Below are 19,404 nucleotides of genomic sequence, written 5' to 3'. Positions count from 1 at the left end.
TGTGGCGAGCTGTCGGATGCCGAGGGCCGAGCGGGCGCATCGACGACGTACCACAGCCTAGTTGCGTCGGCCCGGATTCACCCACCCGTTTCCGGAGCTCAGCCGCTCAGCCGCCACACCGGCTCAGGGCCACCGCGGCGCTCGAACGTCGAGGGGGATGACGGTGCCGTGGTCGGGATGCCGTGCGCCTCGGCCTCGGCGATGACGCCGCTGCGCAGGTCGTTCCAGAACCCGGCCGTGTTCGGGCGGCCGAGGTACTCCCGGAACTCCTCGACCCGCAGACGTGTGCCCATGTCGCTGGCGGTGAGCCGCACGATCGCGTCATCCGGTTCCACGAAGCGGATGCCGTAGACGCCGTTTCCGAGCATCGTGTACTTGCGCGGCTCTCGCTGCACCATCCGGTCGACGAGTCGTCGAGCGGCCTCCGGATCGGTGCCCAGGTCGAGGGCGGTGCCGAGGGAGTCCAGGATCACGAGCAGCTGGCCCTCCTCGAAGCGTCGACCCGCGCGTCGGGCCCGGGTGTTCGATGACCGCCGAATCCACCCGGGCAGCAGCATCGCGAGCACCACGATGACGGCGATCGGCGCGAAGAGGAGGATCGGGTTGTCCACGGTCACCAACCTACGACCCGTCGGTGTTCCGCATCGGCGTGGTCATCCGAGCAGCGCCATGATCAGCACGAGCACGGGAAGGCATCCGACTGTCGTGAGGAACACCGTGTCGCGTGAGATCGATTCACCCACGTCGTATCGCTGCGAGTAGTTGAAGACGTTCTGTGCCGTCGGGAGGGCTGCGAGGATGACGACGATCAGCACCTCGTGCGGCGAGAGCCCGAAGACGAACTCCGCCACGACCCAGGCGATGACCGGCATCGCGAGGAGCTTCAGCACCGAGGCGAGGACCACGTCACGGCGGTGCCCCCGCGCCCCCAGCACGCGCTGACCGTGCAGGGAGATGCCGTAGCTGATGAGCAGGACGGGGACTGCGGCGTCGGCGATGAGCTGCGCCGGCTGCGTCACGATCGGCGGCAGCGAGATGTCGAACACCGACACGAGGGTGCCCAGCAGCGAGCCGATGATGATGGGGTTCGTCGCCGTGCGGCGCAGGGTCTTGGCAAACGAGACCGCATCGCTGGTGACCGCGTCGAGGGTCGACAGCGAGATCGGCGTGAAGACGAGCAGCTGCATGAGCACCACCGGCGCCGGATACGCGGCGCTGCCCAACAGGTAGAGGGAGAGGGGGATGCCGATGTTGTTCGAGTTGACCTGTCCGGCCGCCAGGGCGCCGATCAAGGTCTCGCCCACCGGACGCCGCCACCACAGGCGCGCGACGAGCGCGTAGACGGCGATGACCGCGACGGCCGCGATCGCGGAGACGGGGAGGAGCGACGAGAACAGCATCGTCGCGTCGGCCTGGGCCAGCACGGTGAAGAGCAGGAACGGCGAGAGCACGAAGAAGATCAGCCGGCCGAGCACGTGCCGAGCGTGCGGGCCGAGCAGATCGATGCGTCCGATGATCCACCCGAGGGCGATTGCGACACCCACCACGGCGAATCCGGTGAGCGTATCGAGCATCCTCCGAGCGTAGCGAGGGTCGAGCGTGCGGGAGGACGCCTATCAGGGGCCGAGGCCCGCGTCAATGGTGAGGCCCTTACGAGCGGGGATCCGGCGGCATCCGTACGCTGGCAGTACAACGAGCCGCACCCGTGCCGCTCCGCGTCGGTCGGCCCAGTCGGCGTCTTCGGGTTTCTCTCGGTCTCGAGCGCACTGCGGGGGTGGGTGCGCTTGCGGACCTTCTCATCGACTGCTCCGGTCCTCCGTAATCGGGTACGGGGGACCGGAACCTCTTCCTCCCCGTGGGTCCGCTCGGATGCGTCAGCGGAACGCTCGCGTGATCCCGCTGGCTATCTGGGTCAGCTGCGTGTACATCAGCACGCGGAACACCGGTCGGAGCAGGAAGGATCGCACCCTGTTCGGGCGCCGCGTCGCGGCGCGCTCCCACGCGAGGGTGATGCGCAGCTGGGTGCCGCCGGCCGCCGGCTCGCAGCGGAAGCCCACGACGCGTGTGTTCGAGTGCGCAGCGTCGGGGTAGGAGAAGCGCCACGTGGTGCCGACCTCGGACTCGGCTGGCTCGACGAGCTGGCGGTGGAAGCCGTCCCTGATCTCCACCGGTCTCCCGTCCGGATGCTCCGAGGTCGATCGACCCTCCCAGCGCCCGTCCGTCAGAGCGATGGACTCGATGCTCGGTTCCCACTCCGGGATCCTCGTCGGATTCGCGACGAACGCCTCGACCTCGGCGGGTGGTGCGGGCACGAACGCGTCATGCATCCTCCGAAGGATCTCGGATGCTCCGGTGACGTCTGTGTCGGGGAGGTGCTCGACCCGGTCGAGGGCGGCGGTGACCTCCGGCTTCGTGACACCGAGCTGAGCGAGCAGCGCGTCGATGGTGCCGCTCGGTTCGTCGAGCAGCGACCGGAGCACGGCGATCGAGCTGCCGTCGCGTCCTCGTGTGTTCGCGCGGTTGAGCACCGCGAGGGCCTGCGGGGTCCAGTCGTACCCGGCCGTCTCGTGGAAGACGATGCGCGACGGCTCGTGACTGACGTCGACGCCGAGTGCGGCGAGCTGAGTCGCACGCTCCTCGTCGATGGCGGCGCGCACCGGGTCGAGGCCGAGTCCGAGGCTGCGCAAGACCTGCCCGCCCAGGTCGGCGTCGAGGGTGAGCGCGAGCAGGAGGTGCTCGATCCCGGCATCGCGCGTGCCGTATCGCGAGGCTTCTTCCATCGCGGCGAGTGACAGCGTGTGAGCGGTGGCGGCGGCGCGCGTCAGCTTGCTCAAGAGTTCCTCCGGGGGACGGGGATGGTGGGATCGATGCGCCGCGCGTGCTTCTTGTGCACGGCCTGACGCGTGACGCCGAGGGCGTCGGCGACGTCCTGCCACGTCATCCCGGCGCGCAGACCCGCCTCGACCTGCGCGAGCTCCCAGGTGTCGGTGAGGCGCCGTAGCGTCGCGATGGCGCGCAGGCCGGCGCGGGGATCGCTGGTGCTGGCGGCGATGGTCGCCACGTCGGAGGAGTCGGAGTCCATGCCGTCAACCTACGTTGCTTAGTGATCGCTTGTCAACCCGAGTTGCTCGGGCGGTGCTGGCTCAGCCTGCGCTGGTGGCCCCGCGCTCTTCGGGCGAGTTCGGGGTCCACCCGAACCACACGCCGTCGCCTGCGATCACGCTCCAGTCATCGCAGGCGAAGACGGTCTCGGCCTCGTACGGATCGGGGGCGCCGTCGAGCACCCACGAGGGAGCGGAGTAGCGATCGACCTCGCGGCAGTCATCCGAGAGCGGAGAGTCGCTCGTGAGCAGGATGACGGCGTCCGCAGCATCCTCCAGCGTCGACGTCCTCACAGTGATGCCGGTCGCATCGGTGGGAATCCACGAGGCGTCGACCTCTGCATCCGCCTCGAAGGCACTCCTGTCGTCGAACGCCGTCGTCGCGTACTTGTGGACGAGGCTGTCGTACGCGGAGCATCCGGTGAGAGCCAGCAGCCCGGCGGCGATCAGGGCGGGGGCGGCGAGGGCAGTTCGTGCGTTCATGCATCCAGCCTCGCCGCGGGCGCGGGGCCGGGTCATCCGGCGGGCGAGGTATCGGCGTCCACCTCGAGGATGACGTCGCTTCGTCACCGGGGCAAAGCAAAACCCCCGCCATGTAGAAGCTAGGCGAGGGTTTCTGGGACCGTTGTAATGACGGTCCTTGTGGCTCCGACGGGCGTCGATCCCGTGACCTCACGATTTTCAGTCGTGCGCTCTACCAACTGAGCTACAGAGCCGTGCGACCGGCGAACCTGTCGCATCTAGACGAAAGGCCCTCTCCGAGAAAAGGACCAATCGCACAGAGCGACCCTGACGGGACTTGAACCCGCGACCTCCGCCGTGACAGGGCGGCACGCTAACCAACTGCGCTACAGGGCCATACTTGTTTTCAATTGTATCGGATGGAGTGACCCCAACGGGATTCGAACCCGTGCTACCGCCGTGAAAGGGCGGCGTCCTAGGCCGCTAAACGATGGGGCCGAAGTCTGTCCCGGGGGACTTCCTTGCCGACGCTCAAGCATAAGGGATCGCTCAGGCAAATTGCGAATCGAGGGCGCGCCGCCCACGTCCCGGGCGTGTTCGGTAGGACGATGGGGGACGCTGAACTGCGCCCGCGTTCCGATCCGGCTCTGTTGCTGGTGTGAAAGTTGTTGTTAGTGTGGCATCTGTGAAACCGGCGGAAGGGGCCGCGTGAACGACAAGCATCTCCCCCAGGATGCGGGCCTTTTGGCGTCCGACGACTGCGGCTGCGCGCCCACGTCCGCTGAGAGCCGCGCCTTCTGGTCGAAGGATTCCGTCAGCCGCCGCGGCGCGCTCGGCCTCGGGCTCGGTGCTCTCGGCGTCGTCGCGCTCAGCGCGTTCGGCATCGGCGCGACGACATCCGCCGCCTATGCCGCGACGTATCCGAGCTGGGACGACGTGCAGCGGGCCATGAGCAACCAGAACGCGAAGGCGGCCGAGGTCACCCGCATCGAGGGACTGATCCAGTCGCTCACGCAGAAGGTCGCTGACACGCAGGCCGCCGCCGAGCTGGCGGGAAACGAGTACTACGCCGCCCAGCAGGCGTATTTCGAGGCGATCGCCGCAGCGGACGCTCTGCAGGCTCAGGCCGACGCGCAGGCGCTCGTCGCCGACGAGGCAACGCACAAGGCGGCCCAGCTCGCCGCACAGCTGTACCGCAACGGCGGCGACGACACCGCCCTGCAGCTCTTCTTCTCCGAGTCGGCGGATGACGTCGACGACCTGCTGTCCCGACTCGGGTCGATGGACAAGGTCTACCAGTACAACCAGACGATGTACGACAACGCCGTCGCCGCTCGCAACTCGGCCCAGTCGCTCAGCGATCAGGCCAAGGTGGCGCGCGACGAGCGTGATCGGCTGCAGCAGATCGCCGAGCAGAAGATGATCGCGGCGCAGGAAGCGGCTGCGGCGGCTCAGGCGGCACTCGACGAGCAGACGGCCAACCTCGCCACGATGCAGGCGCAGCTGGCCGCGCTCAAGGACCAGACAGCCACGACCGTCGCCGGCTACCAGGAGGGCGTGCGGGTCGCCGAGGAGGAGCGCAAGCGGCGCGAAGCAGCCGAAGCAGCGGCCGCGGCCGCTGCGGCGGCGAACTCCGGCGGAGGCGGCGGCGGAGGCGGAGGCACCGGCGGGTCCCCGGGCTCCGGCGGTTGGGTCCGTCCGCACGGCGGGCATCGCAGCGCCGGCTTCGGCCCCCGCCCCCGCCCGTGCCCCACGTGCTCGGCAAACCACTTCGGCGTCGACCTCGCTAACGGCTGCGGTGCAGCCATCTACGCCGCTCAGTCCGGCACGGTGGATTACGCCGGGCCGAACGGCAACTACGGCAACTACATCCGCATTCAGCACGGTGGGGGAATCGCCACCGGCTACGCGCACATCCGCAACGGCGGCTTCGCGGTACGCAGCGGCCAGTGGGTGAACTCCGGACAGGTCATCGCCTACGCCGGCAACACCGGGGCATCCGTCGGCTGCCACCTGCACTTCGAGGTCTATCACAACGGCGGCTACGTCAACCCGACGGCGTTCATGGCCGACCGCGGCATCTCCGTCTGACCCGCACGCGCTGAACGAAGAAGACCCCCGGCCGCGGAGCGGACCGGGGGTCTTCACGTCGTGACCGACGATGCGGCGTCAGTGACCCTGCTCGCCGAAACGGGCGATCGCCTCGTCGAGGATGCGCTGCGCCTCGGCGGCATTGCCCCACTCGTCGACCTTGACCCACTTGTTGGGCTCGAGGTCCTTGTAGTGCTCGAAGAAGTGCGCGATCTCCTTCTTCGTGTACTCGGCGATGTCGTCGATGTCCTGGATGTGCGCCCAGCGCGGGTCCTTCGACAGCACAGCGACCAGCTTGTCGTCGCCGCCGGCCTCGTCGCTCATCTTGAGCACGGCCACGGGACGCACCTCGACGACGACGCCCGGATAGATGGCGTGGTCGAGGAGCACGAGCACGTCGAGCGGGTCGCCGTCCTCGCCGAGCGTGTTGTCGAAGTAGCCGTAGTCGGCCGGGTAGCCGAAGGTCGTGTAGAGAACGCGGTCGAGGTGCACTCGCCCGGTCTCGTGGTCGACTTCGTACTTCACGCGGCTGCCGCGCGGGATCTCGATGACGGCGTCGTGTGCGCCCATGCGTGTGCTCCTTGGAAAAGACGGGTGGATGCCGCGTACCAGCCTACCCGCGCGCCTCCATCAGCACCCGTCAGGACTTCCTGGCGAAGGCCCGGTGCAGGAGGCGCGCCAGGGGTGACGTCAGCAGGAGCAGGAACAGCGCCACATAGCCGATGCCGGGGAAGAGGATCGAGATCGCCAGCGCGATGAGGAACAGCGTGGCGGATGCCGCATCGCCGGCGACACCGCTCTGCAGCCATGTGCTCGAGAAGTCGCTGAGGTGCGGATGCCGGAGGAAGTACCACTTGGCCGCGAGCGTCGTGAGCTGCGTAGCGATCAGAGTGCCGATGTAGACGACCCTCTGCAGCGCATCCGCCGGCATCTGTCCGATCATGGCTGTCGCGACCGGCAGCCACACGATCGTGAACAGCCAGACGATGTTGATCCAGATCAGCGGGGTCGTGATGCGGAGCACGCGGCTGTACACGCGGTGATGCTCCGTCCAGAACGAGGCGATCAGAAGGAAGCTCAGCGCGAAACTCGCGAGCTGCCCGTGGTGCTCGTGGAAGAAGTCTGCGGTGGTGAGCTTCCCGCTCGCCGCGTCGGACACGGATTCCATCAGAGGCAGGATGAGGAGCGTCATGGCGATCGCGACGACGGCGTCGACGAAGGCGGTGAAGCGCTCGGGATTCAGGCGGACGACGGCGGGCTCTGAGGACACGGCAACAGGCTATGGCCGACGCGGGCGGGGCGGAAGGGCGGAGCATCCGTCGTCTACCGTGGGACCGTGCCGTCGCTCCCTGCCTCCATCGCTCAGACCCGCCTTGCTGTGCGCACCGCGCTCGTCGATCTGCCCGAGGGATCGACGGTGGTCGTCGCCCTGTCCGGCGGAGCCGACTCCCTCGCGCTCGCGGCTGCGACCGCATTCGAAGCCCCGAAGCTCGGTCTGCGAGCAGGAACGCTCACGGTCGACCACGGACTCCAGGACGGGTCGGATGCCGTCGCTCGCCGCGCGGCGGAGGCAGCGGACGCGCTCGGCCTCGGCGCCCTGGTCGTGCGCGTCGAGGTCGGTGGGGAGGGCGGACCGGAAGCCGCGGCCCGTGACGCCCGCTATCGGGTCCTCGCGGATGCGGCGGCGGATGCCGGTGCGGCGGCCGTACTGCTCGGGCACACGCTCGACGATCAGGCGGAGACCGTGCTGCTCGGACTGGCCAGGGGGTCGGGCGCGGCGAGTCTGCAGGGCATGGCTCCGGTCCGTGTGGATGACGAAGGACTCCGCTGGATCCGGCCGCTGCTGGGCGTGCGCCGCGAGACGACGCGCGCGTTCTGCGCGGCATCCGCGCTCGAGGCGTGGGACGACCCGCACAATGCCGATGTGCGGTTCGCCCGGGTGCGGGTACGCGACCGGGTGCTGCCGGTCCTCGAAGCCGAACTCGGACCCGGTGTCGCCGAGGCGCTCGCCCGCACCGCCGAGCAGCTGCGGGAGGACGCGGAGGCGTTCGACGAGATGATCCACGAGACGATCGAGGACATCGTCGAGCACGCCGAGGCGGGCATCTCGGTCAGCGCCGCCGCGCTCGCCGCGAACCCCGCCGCGCTGCGCAACCGCATCATCCGCCTCGTCGTCGACAGCGAGTTCGGTGCCAGCCTCAGCCGTGTGCAGACAGTCGAGGTCGCGCGGCTCGCGACCGACTGGGCGGGTCAGGGACCGATCGATCTGCCCGGATGCTCCGCGCGGCGCGTCGGCGGGCGGATCGTGTTCACGGCCCGCTGACGCGTTTCGTCTCGCTCCGCTCGCTCAACGACCGTCGGTCCTCGGGTCGTTGAGGCGTTTCGTCTCGCTCCACCGTCGTTCCACGGGTCGTTGAGCGAGGGAGCGCAGCGACCGAGACGAAACGCGCTACGACCCGCGGGCTCGCGCCGCCACGGGGTTCCGCGTCCTACTTCTTGCCGAAGAGGCCGCCCAGCACGCCGCCGAGCAGGTCGCCGACGCCGCCCGAGCCGCCGGAGCTCGAGCCGCCGCCGAGCAGTCCGCCGATCACATCGCCGAGACCCCCGCCGCCCGTCTGCGTCTGACTGCCTGCGGTGGTGTCCTTGCTCTTCGTCGCGTTCGCGATGAGTCCCATGACGATGGGCGCGAGGATCGGTAGCAGCTTCCCGAAATCGATGCCCGCGGTCTCCTTCGAGTCGTTGAGCTTCTTCGTGACCTTCTTCTCGTCCGCGCCGAGGATGTGCGACACGATCTTCCCGCCGTCGTTCTGATCGATGTCGTCGACCCTCTTCGCCGGGGCTTTGCCCTTGTGCCGCTCCAGCGCGTTCTCGATCGCCGATGACCCCTCCGACGTCGAGGCGTTCTTGGCGAGCCCGCTGAGCAGCACCGCTCCGCCCTGCTCGACCGCGACCTTCGCCTCGTCGTGCGAGACGCCGAGCTTCGCGGCGACGTCGTCGATCGGGACCTGCTTCAGGATGTCGTCGAGGGCCATGAGGATTCCTTCCATCAGGGGCGCACGCCCGTGTCACCGCCCAGGGTAGTGCGCGCCGAGGCACAGAGGGGAGGGTGTGGAGGACGCCGTCGGTCGGAGCATCCGATCGCGTCGCCTAAAATCGATCCATGCGCGCCGCGGAGATCCAGGACGACCTTGCACAGATCCTCGTCACCGAGGAGGAGATCGTCGCGAAGCTGGACGAGCTCGCCGCACAAGTGGCGGAGGACTACGCGGGCAAGGATCTCATCCTCGTCGGAGTACTCAAGGGCGCCGTGATGGTGATGGCCGACTTCGCCAGGGCGCTGCCGTTCCACGCCCCGATGGACTGGATGGCCGTGTCGAGCTACGGCGCGAGCACGAAGTCGAGCGGCGTCGTGCAGATCCGCAAAGACCTCGACACCGACCTCAACGGCAAGCACGTGCTCATCGTCGAGGACATCATCGACTCCGGCCTGACGCTGAGCTGGCTGCTCGAGAACTTCGGATCGCGCGGCGCCGCGTCGATCGAGGTGCTCGCCCTGCTGCGCAAGCCGGAGGCGGCCAAGGTCGAGATCGACTGCAAGTACGTCGGCTTCGACATCCCCACCGACTTCGTCGTCGGCTACGGACTCGACTACGACGAGCGCTACCGGAACCTCCGCGACGTCGCCGTGCTGGCGCCGCACGTCTACTCCTGAGCGGGCGGTACGCCGTGGGTGAACGCACAGCGGTCACCTAGGGCTCGCGCGATACGCTGATCCGACCATGGATGTCAAGAAGCTCACGCGGAACCCGCTGATCTACGTCGCCCTGATCGGTCTGCTGCTGTTCGGCGGATTCCTGCTGATCTCGAACCTCGGCGCCCCCAAGCAGATCACCACGCAACAGGGTCTGGAGCTGCTGGGCGGCGACACCGTGACCGAGGTCGTGACGACCGACGGAGACCAGCGCGTCGACATGACGCTGTCGAAGGCGTTCGAGGGCTCCGAGAAGGTCCAGTTCTACTACGTCGAGGCGCGCGCCGACGAGGTCGTCACCGCCATCAACGCCGCCGACCCGAAGGACGGCTTCAACGACAGCGTGCCGCGTGCGACGTGGTTCGACGGCATCCTGTCTCTGCTGCTCCCGCTCGTGCTGCTCGGCCTCCTGTTCTGGTGGCTGCTGTCGTCGATGCAGGGCGGCGGGGGCAAGGTCATGCAGTTCGGCAAGTCGAAGGCGAAGCTCGTCAACAAGGAGACCCCGACGGTCACCTTCGCCGACGTCGCCGGTGCAGACGAGGCCATCGAGGAGCTGCACGAGATCAAGGAGTTCCTGCAGGACCCCGCCAAGTTCCAGGCCATCGGCGCCCGCATCCCGAAGGGTGTGCTCCTGTACGGCCCTCCGGGAACGGGTAAGACGTTGCTCGCCCGCGCGGTCGCCGGCGAGGCGGGCGCACCGTTCTACTCGATCTCCGGATCGGACTTCGTCGAGATGTTCGTCGGCGTCGGTGCCTCGCGAGTCCGCGACCTGTTCAACCAGGCCAAGGAGAACGCGCCGGCCATCATCTTCATCGACGAGATCGACGCGGTCGGCCGTCATCGCGGTGCTGGCATGGGCGGCGGCAACGACGAGCGCGAACAGACGCTCAACCAGATGCTGGTCGAGATGGACGGCTTCGACCCGAACGCGAACGTGATCGTGATCGCGGCGACGAACCGTCCGGACATCCTCGACCCCGCGCTGCTGCGTCCCGGTCGCTTCGACCGTCAGATCGGCGTCGACGCGCCCGACCTCAAGGGTCGTCAGAAGATCCTCGAGGTGCACAGCAAGGGCAAGCCGCTGTCGAAGAGCGTCGACCTCGAGGTGGTCGCCCGCAAGACCCCCGGCTTCACCGGCGCCGACCTCGCGAACGTGCTCAACGAGGCCGCGCTGCTCACGGCCCGCTCGAACGCCCAGCTGATCGACAACCGTGCGCTCGACGAGGCGATCGACCGCGTCATCGCCGGTCCGCAGCGACGCACCCGCGTCATGAAGGACCGCGAGCGTCTCATCACGGCGTACCACGAGGGCGGTCACGCGCTCGCCGCGGCCGCGATGAACTACACCGACCCGGTGACGAAGATCACGATCCTGCCCCGCGGCAAGGCGCTCGGCTACACGATGGTGCTGCCGCTCGACGACAAGTACTCCGTGACGCGCAACGAGCTGCAGGACCAGCTCACCTACGCGATGGGTGGGCGCGTCGCCGAAGAGATCGTCTTCCATGACCCGACGACCGGCGCATCGAACGACATCGAGAAGGCGACGTCGATCGCCCGAAAGATGGTCATCGAGTACGGCATGACGACCGAGGTCGGCCCGGTCAAGCTCGGATCCGAGGGGGGCGACATGTTCGTGGCCCGCGACATGGGTCGCGGGCGCGAGTACTCGGAGAAGGTCGCCGAGCGAGTCGACACCGAGGTGCGCGCGCTCATCGAGCAGGCGCATGACGAGGCCTACCAGGTGATCAGCGACAACCGCGACATCCTCGACCGTCTCGCGCTCGCGCTGCTCGAGGAGGAGACCCTCGATCACAATCAGATCGCGGAGATCTTCACCGAGGTGCGCAAGCTGCCCGAGCGTCCGCTCTGGCTGTCGAGCGAAGACCGTCCGGTGTCGGACGTGCCGCCCATCGAGGTGCCGAAGAAGGTCGTGCCGGTCGCCGCCTCCGTCGAGGAGCCGTCCGTCGCGCCGCGCACGCAGCAGGGCCCCTCGACCGCGACCAACCCGCGCCCCGCGACGGCCTGACCGTGAGCGTCGACAGGACGCGGATCGAGCGGCTCACGCGTGAGCTCCTCGAGGCGATCGGAGAAGACCCCGACCGCCCGGGGCTCCGGCAGACGCCCGCGCGTATGGCCGACCTGTACTCGGAGTTCTTCGCCGGCGTCGGCGAGGATGCCGCGGCGCCCCTCGCGCGAACCATCAGCGTCTCGCGCGGCCCGGCCCCCGACACTCTTCCCTCGGGTGCCGTGCTGCTGCGCGACATCCGCTTCCGGTCGGTGTGCGAGCACCACCTGCTGCCCTTCGCCGGGCACGCGCACATCGCCTATCTCCCCGGTGAGCAGGTCGTCGGGCTCGGGGCGCTCGTGCGCGTCGTCGAGATCCTCGCGACGCGACCCCAGGTGCAGGAGCGCCTCGGCGAGCAGATCGCCGACGTGATCGCCGAGAACCTCGACGCCCGCGGCGTGCTCGTCGTGCTCGACGCCAGCCACGGCTGCGTGACGATGCGCGGCGGACGACAGCCCGAGGCGTCGACCCTCACGATCGCGGCGCGCGGCGAGTACGCCGACGCCGTCGCCCGTGCCGAGCTCATCGCCCTGATCGGCGCGTCGACCGGAGCATCGCGCGCATGACAGGCATCTGGGGCATCGTCAACGTCACGCCGGACTCGTTCAGCGACGGCGGACGCTACCTCGAGGTGGATCGGGCCGTCGAGCACGGTCTCCGGCTGCGCGCCGAGGGAGCCACGGTGCTCGACGTCGGCGGCGAGTCGACCAGACCGGGCGCCGAGCGCGTCGGTGCCGAGGTCGAGCAGCAGCGGGTGATCCCCGTGATCGAGCGCCTCGTCGATGCCGGAGTGCCCGTGAGCATCGATACGATCAACGCCGCCACGGCCGACGCCGCGGTGCGGGCAGGAGCGCGGATCGTCAACGACGTGTCGGGCGGCCTGGCCGATCCCGACATGCGCGGCGTCGTCGCGGCATCCGGAGCCGACTACGCGATCGGCCACTGGCGCGGCTTCTCCGACGACATGTACGCACGGGCCGAATATCACCGTGTCGCCCGCGAGGTCGCCGGCGAACTGCAGGAGCGGATGGGTGAGGCCGCCGCCGCGGGCATCGCGCCGTCGCGGATCATCCTCGACCCCGGCATCGGCTTCGCGAAGGCAGGCGCGCAGAACTGGGAGGTGCTGCGCGGACTCGACGAGATCGTCGCGCTGGGTCCCCGCGTGCTCGTCGGCACGTCGCGCAAGCGGTTCCTCGCCGACACCCTCCAAGCCGACGACGAAGGCTCGGTCAGCGAGCGCCGGCGCGACCTCGCGACGGCCGTGACGAGCGCACTCGCCATGCGCGCCGGCGCATGGGCCGTGCGCGTGCACCACGTCGAAGCCACCCGCGACGCCCTCGCCGTCGCCCGCGCCTGGGAGGGCTGAGCCATGACCGAGCTCGACGAGATCGCCCTCACGGGACTCACGGTCTTCGGCCGACACGGCGTCTACGACCACGAGCGCCGCGACGGACAGGAGTTCACGATCGACGTGCGCCTCCGGATGCCGTTGGGCGACGCCGCCGCATCCGACGACGTCGCAGACACCGTGCACTACGGCGAGTTGGCGGAGCGGATCGCCGCGGTGGTCGCCGGAGATCCGGTGAATCTCATCGAGACACTGGCCGAGCGCATCGCCGAGGTCGCGCTCGACGACCAGCGCGTGCACACTGTGACGGTGACCGTGCACAAGCCGCATGCTCCCATCCCGCTGACGTTCGCCGACGTCTCCGTGACCGTGCATCGCGCACGTCGGCATCCCGCCGAGGAGGTCACGCCGTGAGCCGCAACCTGACCATCCCGCCGAACCTGCCCGGACCCCGCGCGCCGCGCTCCGAGACCGTCGCCGTCGTCGCGCTCGGGGCGAACCTCGGAGATCGTGAGGAGACGATCCGCGCCGCCGCTGCGCGCATCGCCCGCCTTCCGCTCGTGTCGGAGGTGCAGCTGTCGCCGCTTCACGAAACCGTCGCGGTGCGACTCGACGGCCCGCACCCCGAGGCTCCCGCGTACGTGAACGCGGTCGCTCTGGTGACGACGCGCCTCGCGCCATCGGTGCTGCTCGGCATGCTGCATGCGATCGAGGACGAGAACGGACGCGAGCGTCACGTGCGCTGGGGCGACCGCACTCTCGACCTCGACCTGATCGCCTACGGCGATGAGACATCGGATGCCGAGGCGATGCAGCTGCCGCATCCGCGCGCCGCCGAGCGGCTCTTCGTGCTCGACCCGTGGCTCGACCTCGACGCCGACGCGGTGCTCCCCGGCCATGGTCGCGTGGCCGACCTCGCCGCGGCTCTCCGCGACCGGGGTGACGGATGAAGCGCACGTCGATCGGCGTGCTCGTCGTCCTCGCGCTGCTGGCGACCGGCGCGGGCTTCCTGCTCGACCATGTGCTCACCGTGATGGGACGCCTGACCTTCACGCCGTCGCTCCTGCTCCCGCTGCTGCTTCTGCTGATCGCAGCAGCCGCGCTGTCGCTCGCCTGGCCGGTGCGCGCGAGTGTGCGCAAGGGGATCCGCATCGACCCGTTCCGCGCGACGAGGGCCGTGACCCTCGCGCGGGCGTCGAGTCTGCTCGGGGCGATCATGGCCGGCTTCGGCGCCGGGCTGCTCGTGTTCCTCCTGTCGCGGCCGGTTGATCCCCCGGTAGGGTCGACTGTGGCGATGCTGGCGCTGATCGGGAGTGCGGTCGTGCTCGCTGTCGCCGCGCTCGTCGCCGAACAGTTCTGCACACTGCCGAAGGATCCTGATGACTCAGAACCCAGAGACCGAGCCGGGGACCCCGGCCCCGCTGAACTCGGCGGAGGTCACTGACCTCGCGGCCCTCGACGCCGGCACCTACACGGCGCTGCGCACGGTGCGCAGCGAGGCGCGTCTCGAACTCGACGGCGTCTGGCACCAGATCTCGCCGAGGTACGTCGTGTCGCAGATCGTGCAGAACGTCATCTTCATCGCGATCGTCGCGATCGCGGCGGCGGTGCTCGCGCTCGTCCTGGACCAGACATGGGCGTGGATCCCCGCCGGCGTGGTCGTGCTGATCACCCTGATCACCCTGATCATCCTCCCTCGCCAGGCGAAGGCGATCGGCTACATGCTGCGCGATGACGACATCGTCTTCCGCAAGGGCATCCTGTGGCAGCGCATGATCGCCGTGCCCTACGGACGCATGCAGCTCGTCGACATCACGCAGGGTCCGCTCGACCGGGCGTTCGGAGTGACGCAGCTGAAGATGGTGACGGCTGCGGCGACCACCGGGGTGCAGATCCCCGGTCTCACGCAGGCCGCAGCGGAGGCGCTGCGCGACACGCTCATCGAGGTCGCCGAGACCCGCCGGACCGGCCTGTGAGCGAGCCGCAGCTCCCGCCGCCCGCCGCGCCCACCGCGTCCACGCCCCCTCGTGCGACGGGTGCGACGACCCTCGCCGACGGCGAGTGGCACCGGATGCATCCGCTCACCCCGCTCTTCAAAGGCGGGCTGGCGCTGATCGTGGTCGCCGGCATCGCGATCGCGAACCTGCGCGACCGCCTCATCGCGTGGTTCGTCGACCTGTTCACTCCCGAGGAAGCCCACTACGACCAGTACGGCGGCGGGGACCCGGTCGAGTGGGTGCTCGCCAACAACCTGATCCTCGTGGTGCTGCTCGGCGTGCTCGGACTCGCCGTCGTGCTGGTGGCGATCTTCTGGTTCGTCTGGCGCTTCCACCAGTTCCGCATCACGGGTGACCACGTCGAGGTGCGCAAGGGCATCGTCTTCCGCTCGCATCGCCGCGCGCCACTCGATCGGGTGCAGGGCGTGAACCTCACCCGTCCGTTCCCCGCGCGCATCATCGGGCTCGCGAAGCTCGAGGTGGTCGGAGCCGGCACCGACTCCAACGTCGAACTCGAATACCTCGCCACGACTCGCGCGGAGTCGGTGCGCGCCGACATCCTCCGTCTCGCGTCCGGTGCGCGCGCTGCTCGCCGGTCGGCGGTCACCGGCGCGTCGAACCCGGCTGAGGATGCCGCGGGCTCGGCCCCCGCCACGGCTCGTGCCCAGCTCGTCGGATCGATGAACGAGGGCGTCAACGGTCTCATCAGCGGCGTGGATCTCGCCGATGTCGAACCGGAGAGCGTGGTCAAGATCCCGGCAGGACGCCTCGTCGGCTCGCAGCTCATCTCGAGCGTGCTCTGGCTGGTGTTCTTCGGGGTGATCTTCCTCGTGGCCTTCGGCGGAATCCTGATCGGTTCGGTGCTCGACGGCGAGCCGCTCGGCGGCTTCATCGGGCTCGGGCTCGGGCTCGGCATCGGCATTCCGCTCGTGGTCGCCGTGGTCGGTATCACCTGGGCGCAGATCTCGAAGTCGCTGCGCTACTCGATCGCGCCGACGCCCGACGGCGTTCGCATCACATACGGTCTGCTGACGACCGTCACCGAGACGCTTCCGCCCGGGCGGATCTTCGCGGTCGAGGTGTCGCAATCGCTGCTGTGGCGGCCGTTCGGGTGGTGGACGGTCCGGATCAACCGCATGAGCGGCAAGAGCGCTGCGCAGCAGCAGTCCGGCAGCGCTCAGCAGTTCAACGTGGTCCTCCCGGTGGGCAAGCGCGCCGACGTCGAGCGGGTGCTCTCCCTGGTGCTGCCCGATGCGCCGGTCTCCGACATCCCGCTCGTCTGGGAGCACGGCATCCTCGGCCCGACGGAGGGCGATCCGTACCGCACCATGCCACGCCGCGCGTGGTGGCGCCGTCCGATCTCGTGGAAGCGCCAGGGCTACTTCCTCACCGACTTCGGTCTGCTGCTGCGTCGCGGTGTCATCTGGCGGAAGCTCGCGATCTTCCCCCTCGCTCGTCTGCAGGGCGTCTCGCTGTCGCAGGGTCCCATCGATCGCGCGCAGCGGGTCTCCGGCGCGCAGATCCACTCCGTGCAGGGCATCATCACCGGGTACATCTCGGCGCTCGAGATGCCCGACGCCCTGTTCCTGATCGACGGCGTGAGCACAGCTGCGGCCCAGGCGGCGGCGATGGACCACACCCACCGCTGGGGTGCGTACGAAGCCGCGGATGCCGCGGCCGTGGCGGATCTCGACGGAACCGGTCGCACGGCGGCCGAGACGCCGCCTCCGGGGGGACAGCCGCCGGCCCCGCCGGTCGCTCCCTCTGCCGCGGGGCAGCCTCCGGTTCCGTCGGTCGCGCCGCCTCCCGTGGGACAGCCTCCGGTTCCGCCGGTCGCGCCGCCTCCGGTCGCGCAGCCTCCGGTGCCGCCGGTCGCGCCGCCTGCGGTAAGCCCTTCGGTCGTGCCCCCGCCCGCCCCGCCGGTCATGCCGCCACCGGTACCTCCGGTCGCGCCGCCGCCGGTCCCACCCGCACGCCCGGCGTCGAACGGTGAGTGATCCGGCGAACCGCGACGGTCGACTCGGCGTCGGCATCATCGGTGCCGGCCGCGTCGGTCCGGTGATCGGGGCGGCTCTCGCGGGCGCCGGTCACGCGGTCACGGGTATCACGACTGGATCGGACGACGACCGTGCGTCAGCGGTGCTCCCCGACGTGCCGGTGCTCGACGCGCTCGAGGTGGTGCGGCGCAGCGAGCTGGTCGTGGTAGCCGTTCCGCACGAGCAACTGCCATCGCTCGTCGCCGGCATCGCCGAGGTGGGCGGCTGGCAGGTCGGGCAGCTCGTCCTCCATACCGACCCCGGGTACGGGATCGAGGTGCTGCGCCCCGCCGCGGAGCGAGGAGCGATCCCGCTGGCCGTGCATCCGGCCATCACGTTCACGGGCTCGTCCATCGATCTGCGTCGGCTGCAGGCCGGCTATGCGGCGGTGACCGCGCCGGCTGCGGTGCTGCCGATCGCACAGGCCCTCGCGGTGGAGATGGGATGCGAACCGGTGGTGATCGCCGAGGCCGACCGGGCCGCGTACGCGGATGCGATCCAGACGGCGACCGAGTTCTCTCGCTCGATCATCGCGCAGTCGACGTCGCGCCTCAGTGCGATCGGGGTCGAGAACGCCGGAGGGTTCCTTTCGGCGCTCGTGCAGTCGACCGTCGAGCGTGCGTTGCGCGACGCCTCCGGGCCGTCTCCGCTGCTCTGAGGCGCATCGATCAGCGGCCGCCCGAGAACCCGCCCCCTCCACCGCCGCCCGAGAACCCGCCGCCGAACGACCCGCCGGCGCTCGACGAGATGCTCGCGCTCGGTGCCGAATACGTCGCCGCCGCATGCGAGGTGACTGCGAACGCGGCGAGCTGCGAGCGGAGGAACGGCGAGGTCGGGTCGCCGATCCATCCGGCCCCGCGCTGGGCCGAGGCGTATGCCTTCTCGAGCACCGCGCCCCACTCGTCCTCCATGCCGAAGAGCATCGCGTACGGAAGCAGCCGCTCGTAGACGACGATCACGTCTGCGCCACCGTCCTGACGCCGATCGGCGCCCGAGTACGACTGCAGCATCTGCAGACGGTCGGCATCGGCGACGCGGATGAACTCTCGAACGCCCTCGAGGTATTCGTACTCGCGTGCGCCCTCCGGTGTGAGGACGGTGTGCTTCGAGAAGGCGTAGAAGCTCGAGATCAGCACGAGCACGACGCCGAACGCGACGGCGACGAACGCCGGGATCGCGGAGACCCTGCCAGTGATGATCCCGAACAGCCCGATTCCGAATCCGACGAGCACCACGGCGATGGCGATCCCCTGCAGGATCATCGCCCCACGACTCCGCGCCTTCGTCGTCAGTCCGCGGGCGGCGGCCTCCGCCGTGCCCCGCTGCGTGAGGGCGGTCATGCGTGCGGCGAAGGTCTCGCTCGACGAGGGCAGGTCGGCCACACCGTCGGAGTCGGCCTCGGCGAACAGGGCGTCGAGTGCCTCGACGTCGAGCTGGTCGGGGATGCGCGAGCCGGGCAGCCGGCGCAGACGGGGCTGCCCGGCATCCGCTCCTTCTTCGATCCGCAGTGTGCCGCGGACGGCGAGATGCACGATCTCGGCGGGAATCGTATCTTTGGCGCCCGGGACGATCGCCGCCGCCAGCAGGGGAGGCAGGGAGTCGGGGACGTCGTACTGAGCGACGACGATGTCCGTCGCACGCCGTCGTGCGCGACGGAACGACCCCACGGCGAACCAGCCGGCGACGGAGATGCCCAGCGCGGCGAGTCCGGCGATCGCGGGCCCGACGTCCGTCACGGGGTCCGGCTGTCGTGCCGTGGGCTGCGTCACGGTGCCGGCCTCGAATCCGATCGCGACGGTGACGCCTTCGCCCGGAGCGAGCGAATCCTGATTCACCCGGAACGACGACCTGTCGGAGCCGGGAAGGATCGGGCATTCTTCCCTGGAGCCCGAATACCCGATGTAGCAGCGGGCGTTCCCGGTGAGGTCTTCGGTCAGTGTGCGGTCGAAGACGATCTCGGCCTGGAACGACTCGATCGGCTGTGTGCTGTCGAGCGGCAGGAGGTCCCAGTAGAACTCGTCGGCGCCGTTCCCTGCGGCGAGCATGACGTCCCGCATCTCGTACTCGATGACGTAAGTCGTGAGACCCCGCACGTAGTCGTCGTCGCCCGTCAGGACGTACAGCACGCCGTCGTCCTCGTCCGTCTCGTAGGGCACGGCCGCGCCCTGCTCGTCGGTGACGGAGAGGACCCGCGGATCGACCCAGGCGTTCTCGTAGCTCGTCGGCAGGCCCCGCACGATGCCGCGGTTCTGGTCGGCGTCGGGAAAGCGCGCGGTCAACGTCTCGGTGACGTGCATGTGCGATCGCCCCTCGGCGTCCAGACCGACCTCGTAGCGGGCGTCCCACGACGCGTACGAGAAGTCGTCGACGTCGGCCCCGACTGCGGCGAGGGCCGCTTCGGACGAGTGCGGTGCAACGGCCGCCGATGCTGCGGACGCCGGTGCGAGAGCGACCGCGCCGCCCAACGCGATCGCGGCGAGGGCGGAGGCGTAGCGGATGGCTGCCATGCTTCGAGGCTACCCCTGCGCTCTTTCCGATGCCGCGATCGGG

The 19,404-nt window shown here is 69.4% G+C and carries 21 protein-coding genes and 3 tRNA genes; 12 read left to right on the top strand and 12 right to left on the bottom strand.

Annotated features, from left to right (window positions below):
- Positions 1-98: 98 nt before the first annotated feature.
- The 8 genes from M3195_RS00235 to M3195_RS00200 all read right to left on the bottom strand — a co-directional run bounded on the left by M3195_RS00235 (position 99) and on the right by M3195_RS00200 (position 4,061).
- Positions 99-611, bottom strand: coding sequence for a hypothetical protein (locus tag M3195_RS00235; RefSeq protein ID WP_251584017.1), 513 nt, complete (start codon positions 609-611; stop codon positions 99-101).
- Between the two features lie 42 nt (positions 612-653).
- The gene (locus tag M3195_RS00230; protein WP_251584015.1) at positions 654-1,574 is read right to left on the bottom strand and encodes an AEC family transporter; all 921 of its coding nucleotides are present in this window, start codon (positions 1,572-1,574) and stop codon (positions 654-656) included.
- 300 nt (positions 1,575-1,874) lie between these two features.
- Complete coding sequence (locus M3195_RS00225) at positions 1,875-2,834, bottom strand: SRPBCC family protein (RefSeq protein WP_251584013.1); 960 nt, start codon at positions 2,832-2,834, stop codon at positions 1,875-1,877.
- Positions 2,831-3,082, bottom strand: a complete 252-nt coding sequence (locus M3195_RS00220; protein WP_251584012.1) for a hypothetical protein — start codon at positions 3,080-3,082, stop codon at positions 2,831-2,833. The genes M3195_RS00225 and M3195_RS00220 overlap by 4 nt, the downstream gene beginning before the upstream one ends.
- 61 nt (positions 3,083-3,143) lie before the next feature.
- Positions 3,144-3,584, bottom strand: a complete 441-nt coding sequence (locus tag M3195_RS00215) for a hypothetical protein (RefSeq protein WP_251584010.1) — start codon at positions 3,582-3,584, stop codon at positions 3,144-3,146.
- 160 nt (positions 3,585-3,744) lie between these two features.
- Positions 3,745-3,817 (bottom strand) — tRNA-Phe (locus M3195_RS00210).
- A 68-nt stretch (positions 3,818-3,885) separates the two neighbouring features.
- Positions 3,886-3,959 (bottom strand) — tRNA-Asp (locus M3195_RS00205).
- 29 nt (positions 3,960-3,988) lie between these two features.
- Positions 3,989-4,061 (bottom strand) — tRNA-Glu (locus tag M3195_RS00200).
- Between the two features lie 210 nt (positions 4,062-4,271).
- Here M3195_RS00200 and M3195_RS00195 point away from each other — a divergent pair.
- Positions 4,272-5,654 carry a peptidoglycan DD-metalloendopeptidase family protein gene (locus M3195_RS00195; protein ID WP_251584008.1) on the top strand — a complete coding sequence of 461 codons (1,383 nt, stop codon included), beginning with the start codon at positions 4,272-4,274 and terminating at the stop codon, positions 5,652-5,654.
- A gap of 78 nt (positions 5,655-5,732) precedes the next feature.
- On the opposite strand, the gene ppa is transcribed toward M3195_RS00195, so the two are convergent.
- Both ppa and M3195_RS00185 read right to left on the bottom strand, forming a co-directional pair.
- Positions 5,733-6,224: an inorganic diphosphatase gene (gene ppa, locus M3195_RS00190; protein WP_096713254.1), complete on the bottom strand. Its 492-nt coding sequence runs from the start codon at positions 6,222-6,224 to the stop codon at positions 5,733-5,735.
- A gap of 70 nt (positions 6,225-6,294) precedes the next feature.
- The gene (locus tag M3195_RS00185; RefSeq protein ID WP_251584006.1) at positions 6,295-6,924 is read right to left on the bottom strand and encodes a TMEM175 family protein; all 630 of its coding nucleotides are present in this window, start codon (positions 6,922-6,924) and stop codon (positions 6,295-6,297) included.
- Positions 6,925-6,990: 66 nt separating this feature from the next.
- On the opposite strand from M3195_RS00185, the gene tilS reads away from it, so the two are divergent.
- A complete protein-coding gene (gene tilS, locus M3195_RS00180; protein WP_251584002.1) occupies positions 6,991-7,977 on the top strand; it encodes a tRNA lysidine(34) synthetase TilS in 987 nt (328 codons plus the stop codon).
- Between the two features lie 166 nt (positions 7,978-8,143).
- Here the strand turns inward: tilS and M3195_RS00175 are convergent, their stop codons facing one another.
- Positions 8,144-8,686 carry a DUF937 domain-containing protein gene (locus M3195_RS00175; protein ID WP_251583992.1) on the bottom strand — a complete coding sequence of 181 codons (543 nt, stop codon included), beginning with the start codon at positions 8,684-8,686 and terminating at the stop codon, positions 8,144-8,146.
- Between the two features lie 128 nt (positions 8,687-8,814).
- On the opposite strand from M3195_RS00175, the gene hpt reads away from it, so the two are divergent.
- The 10 genes from hpt (at position 8,815) to M3195_RS00125 (ending at position 17,512) form a co-directional block, all read left to right on the top strand.
- Positions 8,815-9,366 (top strand): hypoxanthine phosphoribosyltransferase, encoded by a 552-nt coding sequence (hpt, locus tag M3195_RS00170; RefSeq protein WP_251583990.1) that lies wholly within the window; start codon positions 8,815-8,817, stop codon positions 9,364-9,366.
- A 67-nt stretch (positions 9,367-9,433) separates the two neighbouring features.
- On the top strand, positions 9,434-11,434 hold the full coding sequence (ftsH, locus tag M3195_RS00165) for an ATP-dependent zinc metalloprotease FtsH (protein ID WP_251583988.1): 2,001 nt from the start codon (positions 9,434-9,436) through the stop codon (positions 11,432-11,434).
- Between the two features lie 2 nt (positions 11,435-11,436).
- Entirely contained in the window at positions 11,437-12,039 is a 603-nt protein-coding gene (gene folE, locus M3195_RS00160; RefSeq protein WP_251583980.1) for a GTP cyclohydrolase I, read from the top strand.
- A complete protein-coding gene (folP, locus tag M3195_RS00155; protein ID WP_251583979.1) occupies positions 12,036-12,839 on the top strand; it encodes a dihydropteroate synthase in 804 nt (267 codons plus the stop codon). The genes folE and folP overlap by 4 nt, the downstream gene beginning before the upstream one ends.
- A 3-nt stretch (positions 12,840-12,842) precedes the next feature.
- Positions 12,843-13,235: a dihydroneopterin aldolase gene (folB, locus tag M3195_RS00150; RefSeq protein WP_251583978.1), complete on the top strand. Its 393-nt coding sequence runs from the start codon at positions 12,843-12,845 to the stop codon at positions 13,233-13,235.
- Positions 13,232-13,771, top strand: a complete 540-nt coding sequence (gene folK / locus M3195_RS00145; RefSeq protein WP_251583977.1) for a 2-amino-4-hydroxy-6-hydroxymethyldihydropteridine diphosphokinase — start codon at positions 13,232-13,234, stop codon at positions 13,769-13,771. The genes folB and folK overlap by 4 nt, the downstream gene beginning before the upstream one ends.
- The gene (locus M3195_RS00140) at positions 13,768-14,265 is read left to right on the top strand and encodes a DUF3180 domain-containing protein (protein ID WP_251583976.1); all 498 of its coding nucleotides are present in this window, start codon (positions 13,768-13,770) and stop codon (positions 14,263-14,265) included. The genes folK and M3195_RS00140 overlap by 4 nt, the downstream gene beginning before the upstream one ends.
- Positions 14,201-14,797 (top strand): PH domain-containing protein, encoded by a 597-nt coding sequence (locus M3195_RS00135; protein WP_251583975.1) that lies wholly within the window; start codon positions 14,201-14,203, stop codon positions 14,795-14,797. Before M3195_RS00140 ends, M3195_RS00135 begins: the two co-directional genes overlap by 65 nt.
- Entirely contained in the window at positions 14,794-16,815 is a 2,022-nt protein-coding gene (locus M3195_RS00130) for a PH domain-containing protein (RefSeq protein WP_251583967.1), read from the top strand. The genes M3195_RS00135 and M3195_RS00130 overlap by 4 nt, the downstream gene beginning before the upstream one ends.
- Entirely contained in the window at positions 16,808-17,512 is a 705-nt protein-coding gene (locus M3195_RS00125) for a DUF2520 domain-containing protein (protein ID WP_251583964.1), read from the top strand. The genes M3195_RS00130 and M3195_RS00125 overlap by 8 nt, the downstream gene beginning before the upstream one ends.
- A gap of 10 nt (positions 17,513-17,522) precedes the next feature.
- On the opposite strand, the gene M3195_RS00120 is transcribed toward M3195_RS00125, so the two are convergent.
- Entirely contained in the window at positions 17,523-19,361 is a 1,839-nt protein-coding gene (locus M3195_RS00120; RefSeq protein ID WP_251583961.1) for a DUF2207 domain-containing protein, read from the bottom strand.
- Positions 19,362-19,404: the final 43 nt, after the last annotated feature.

Source organism: Microbacterium hydrocarbonoxydans (assembly GCF_023715885.1).
GTDB lineage: Bacteria > Actinomycetota > Actinomycetes > Actinomycetales > Microbacteriaceae > Microbacterium > Microbacterium hydrocarbonoxydans_C.
This window is presented reverse-complemented; position numbering and strand designations above follow the sequence as displayed.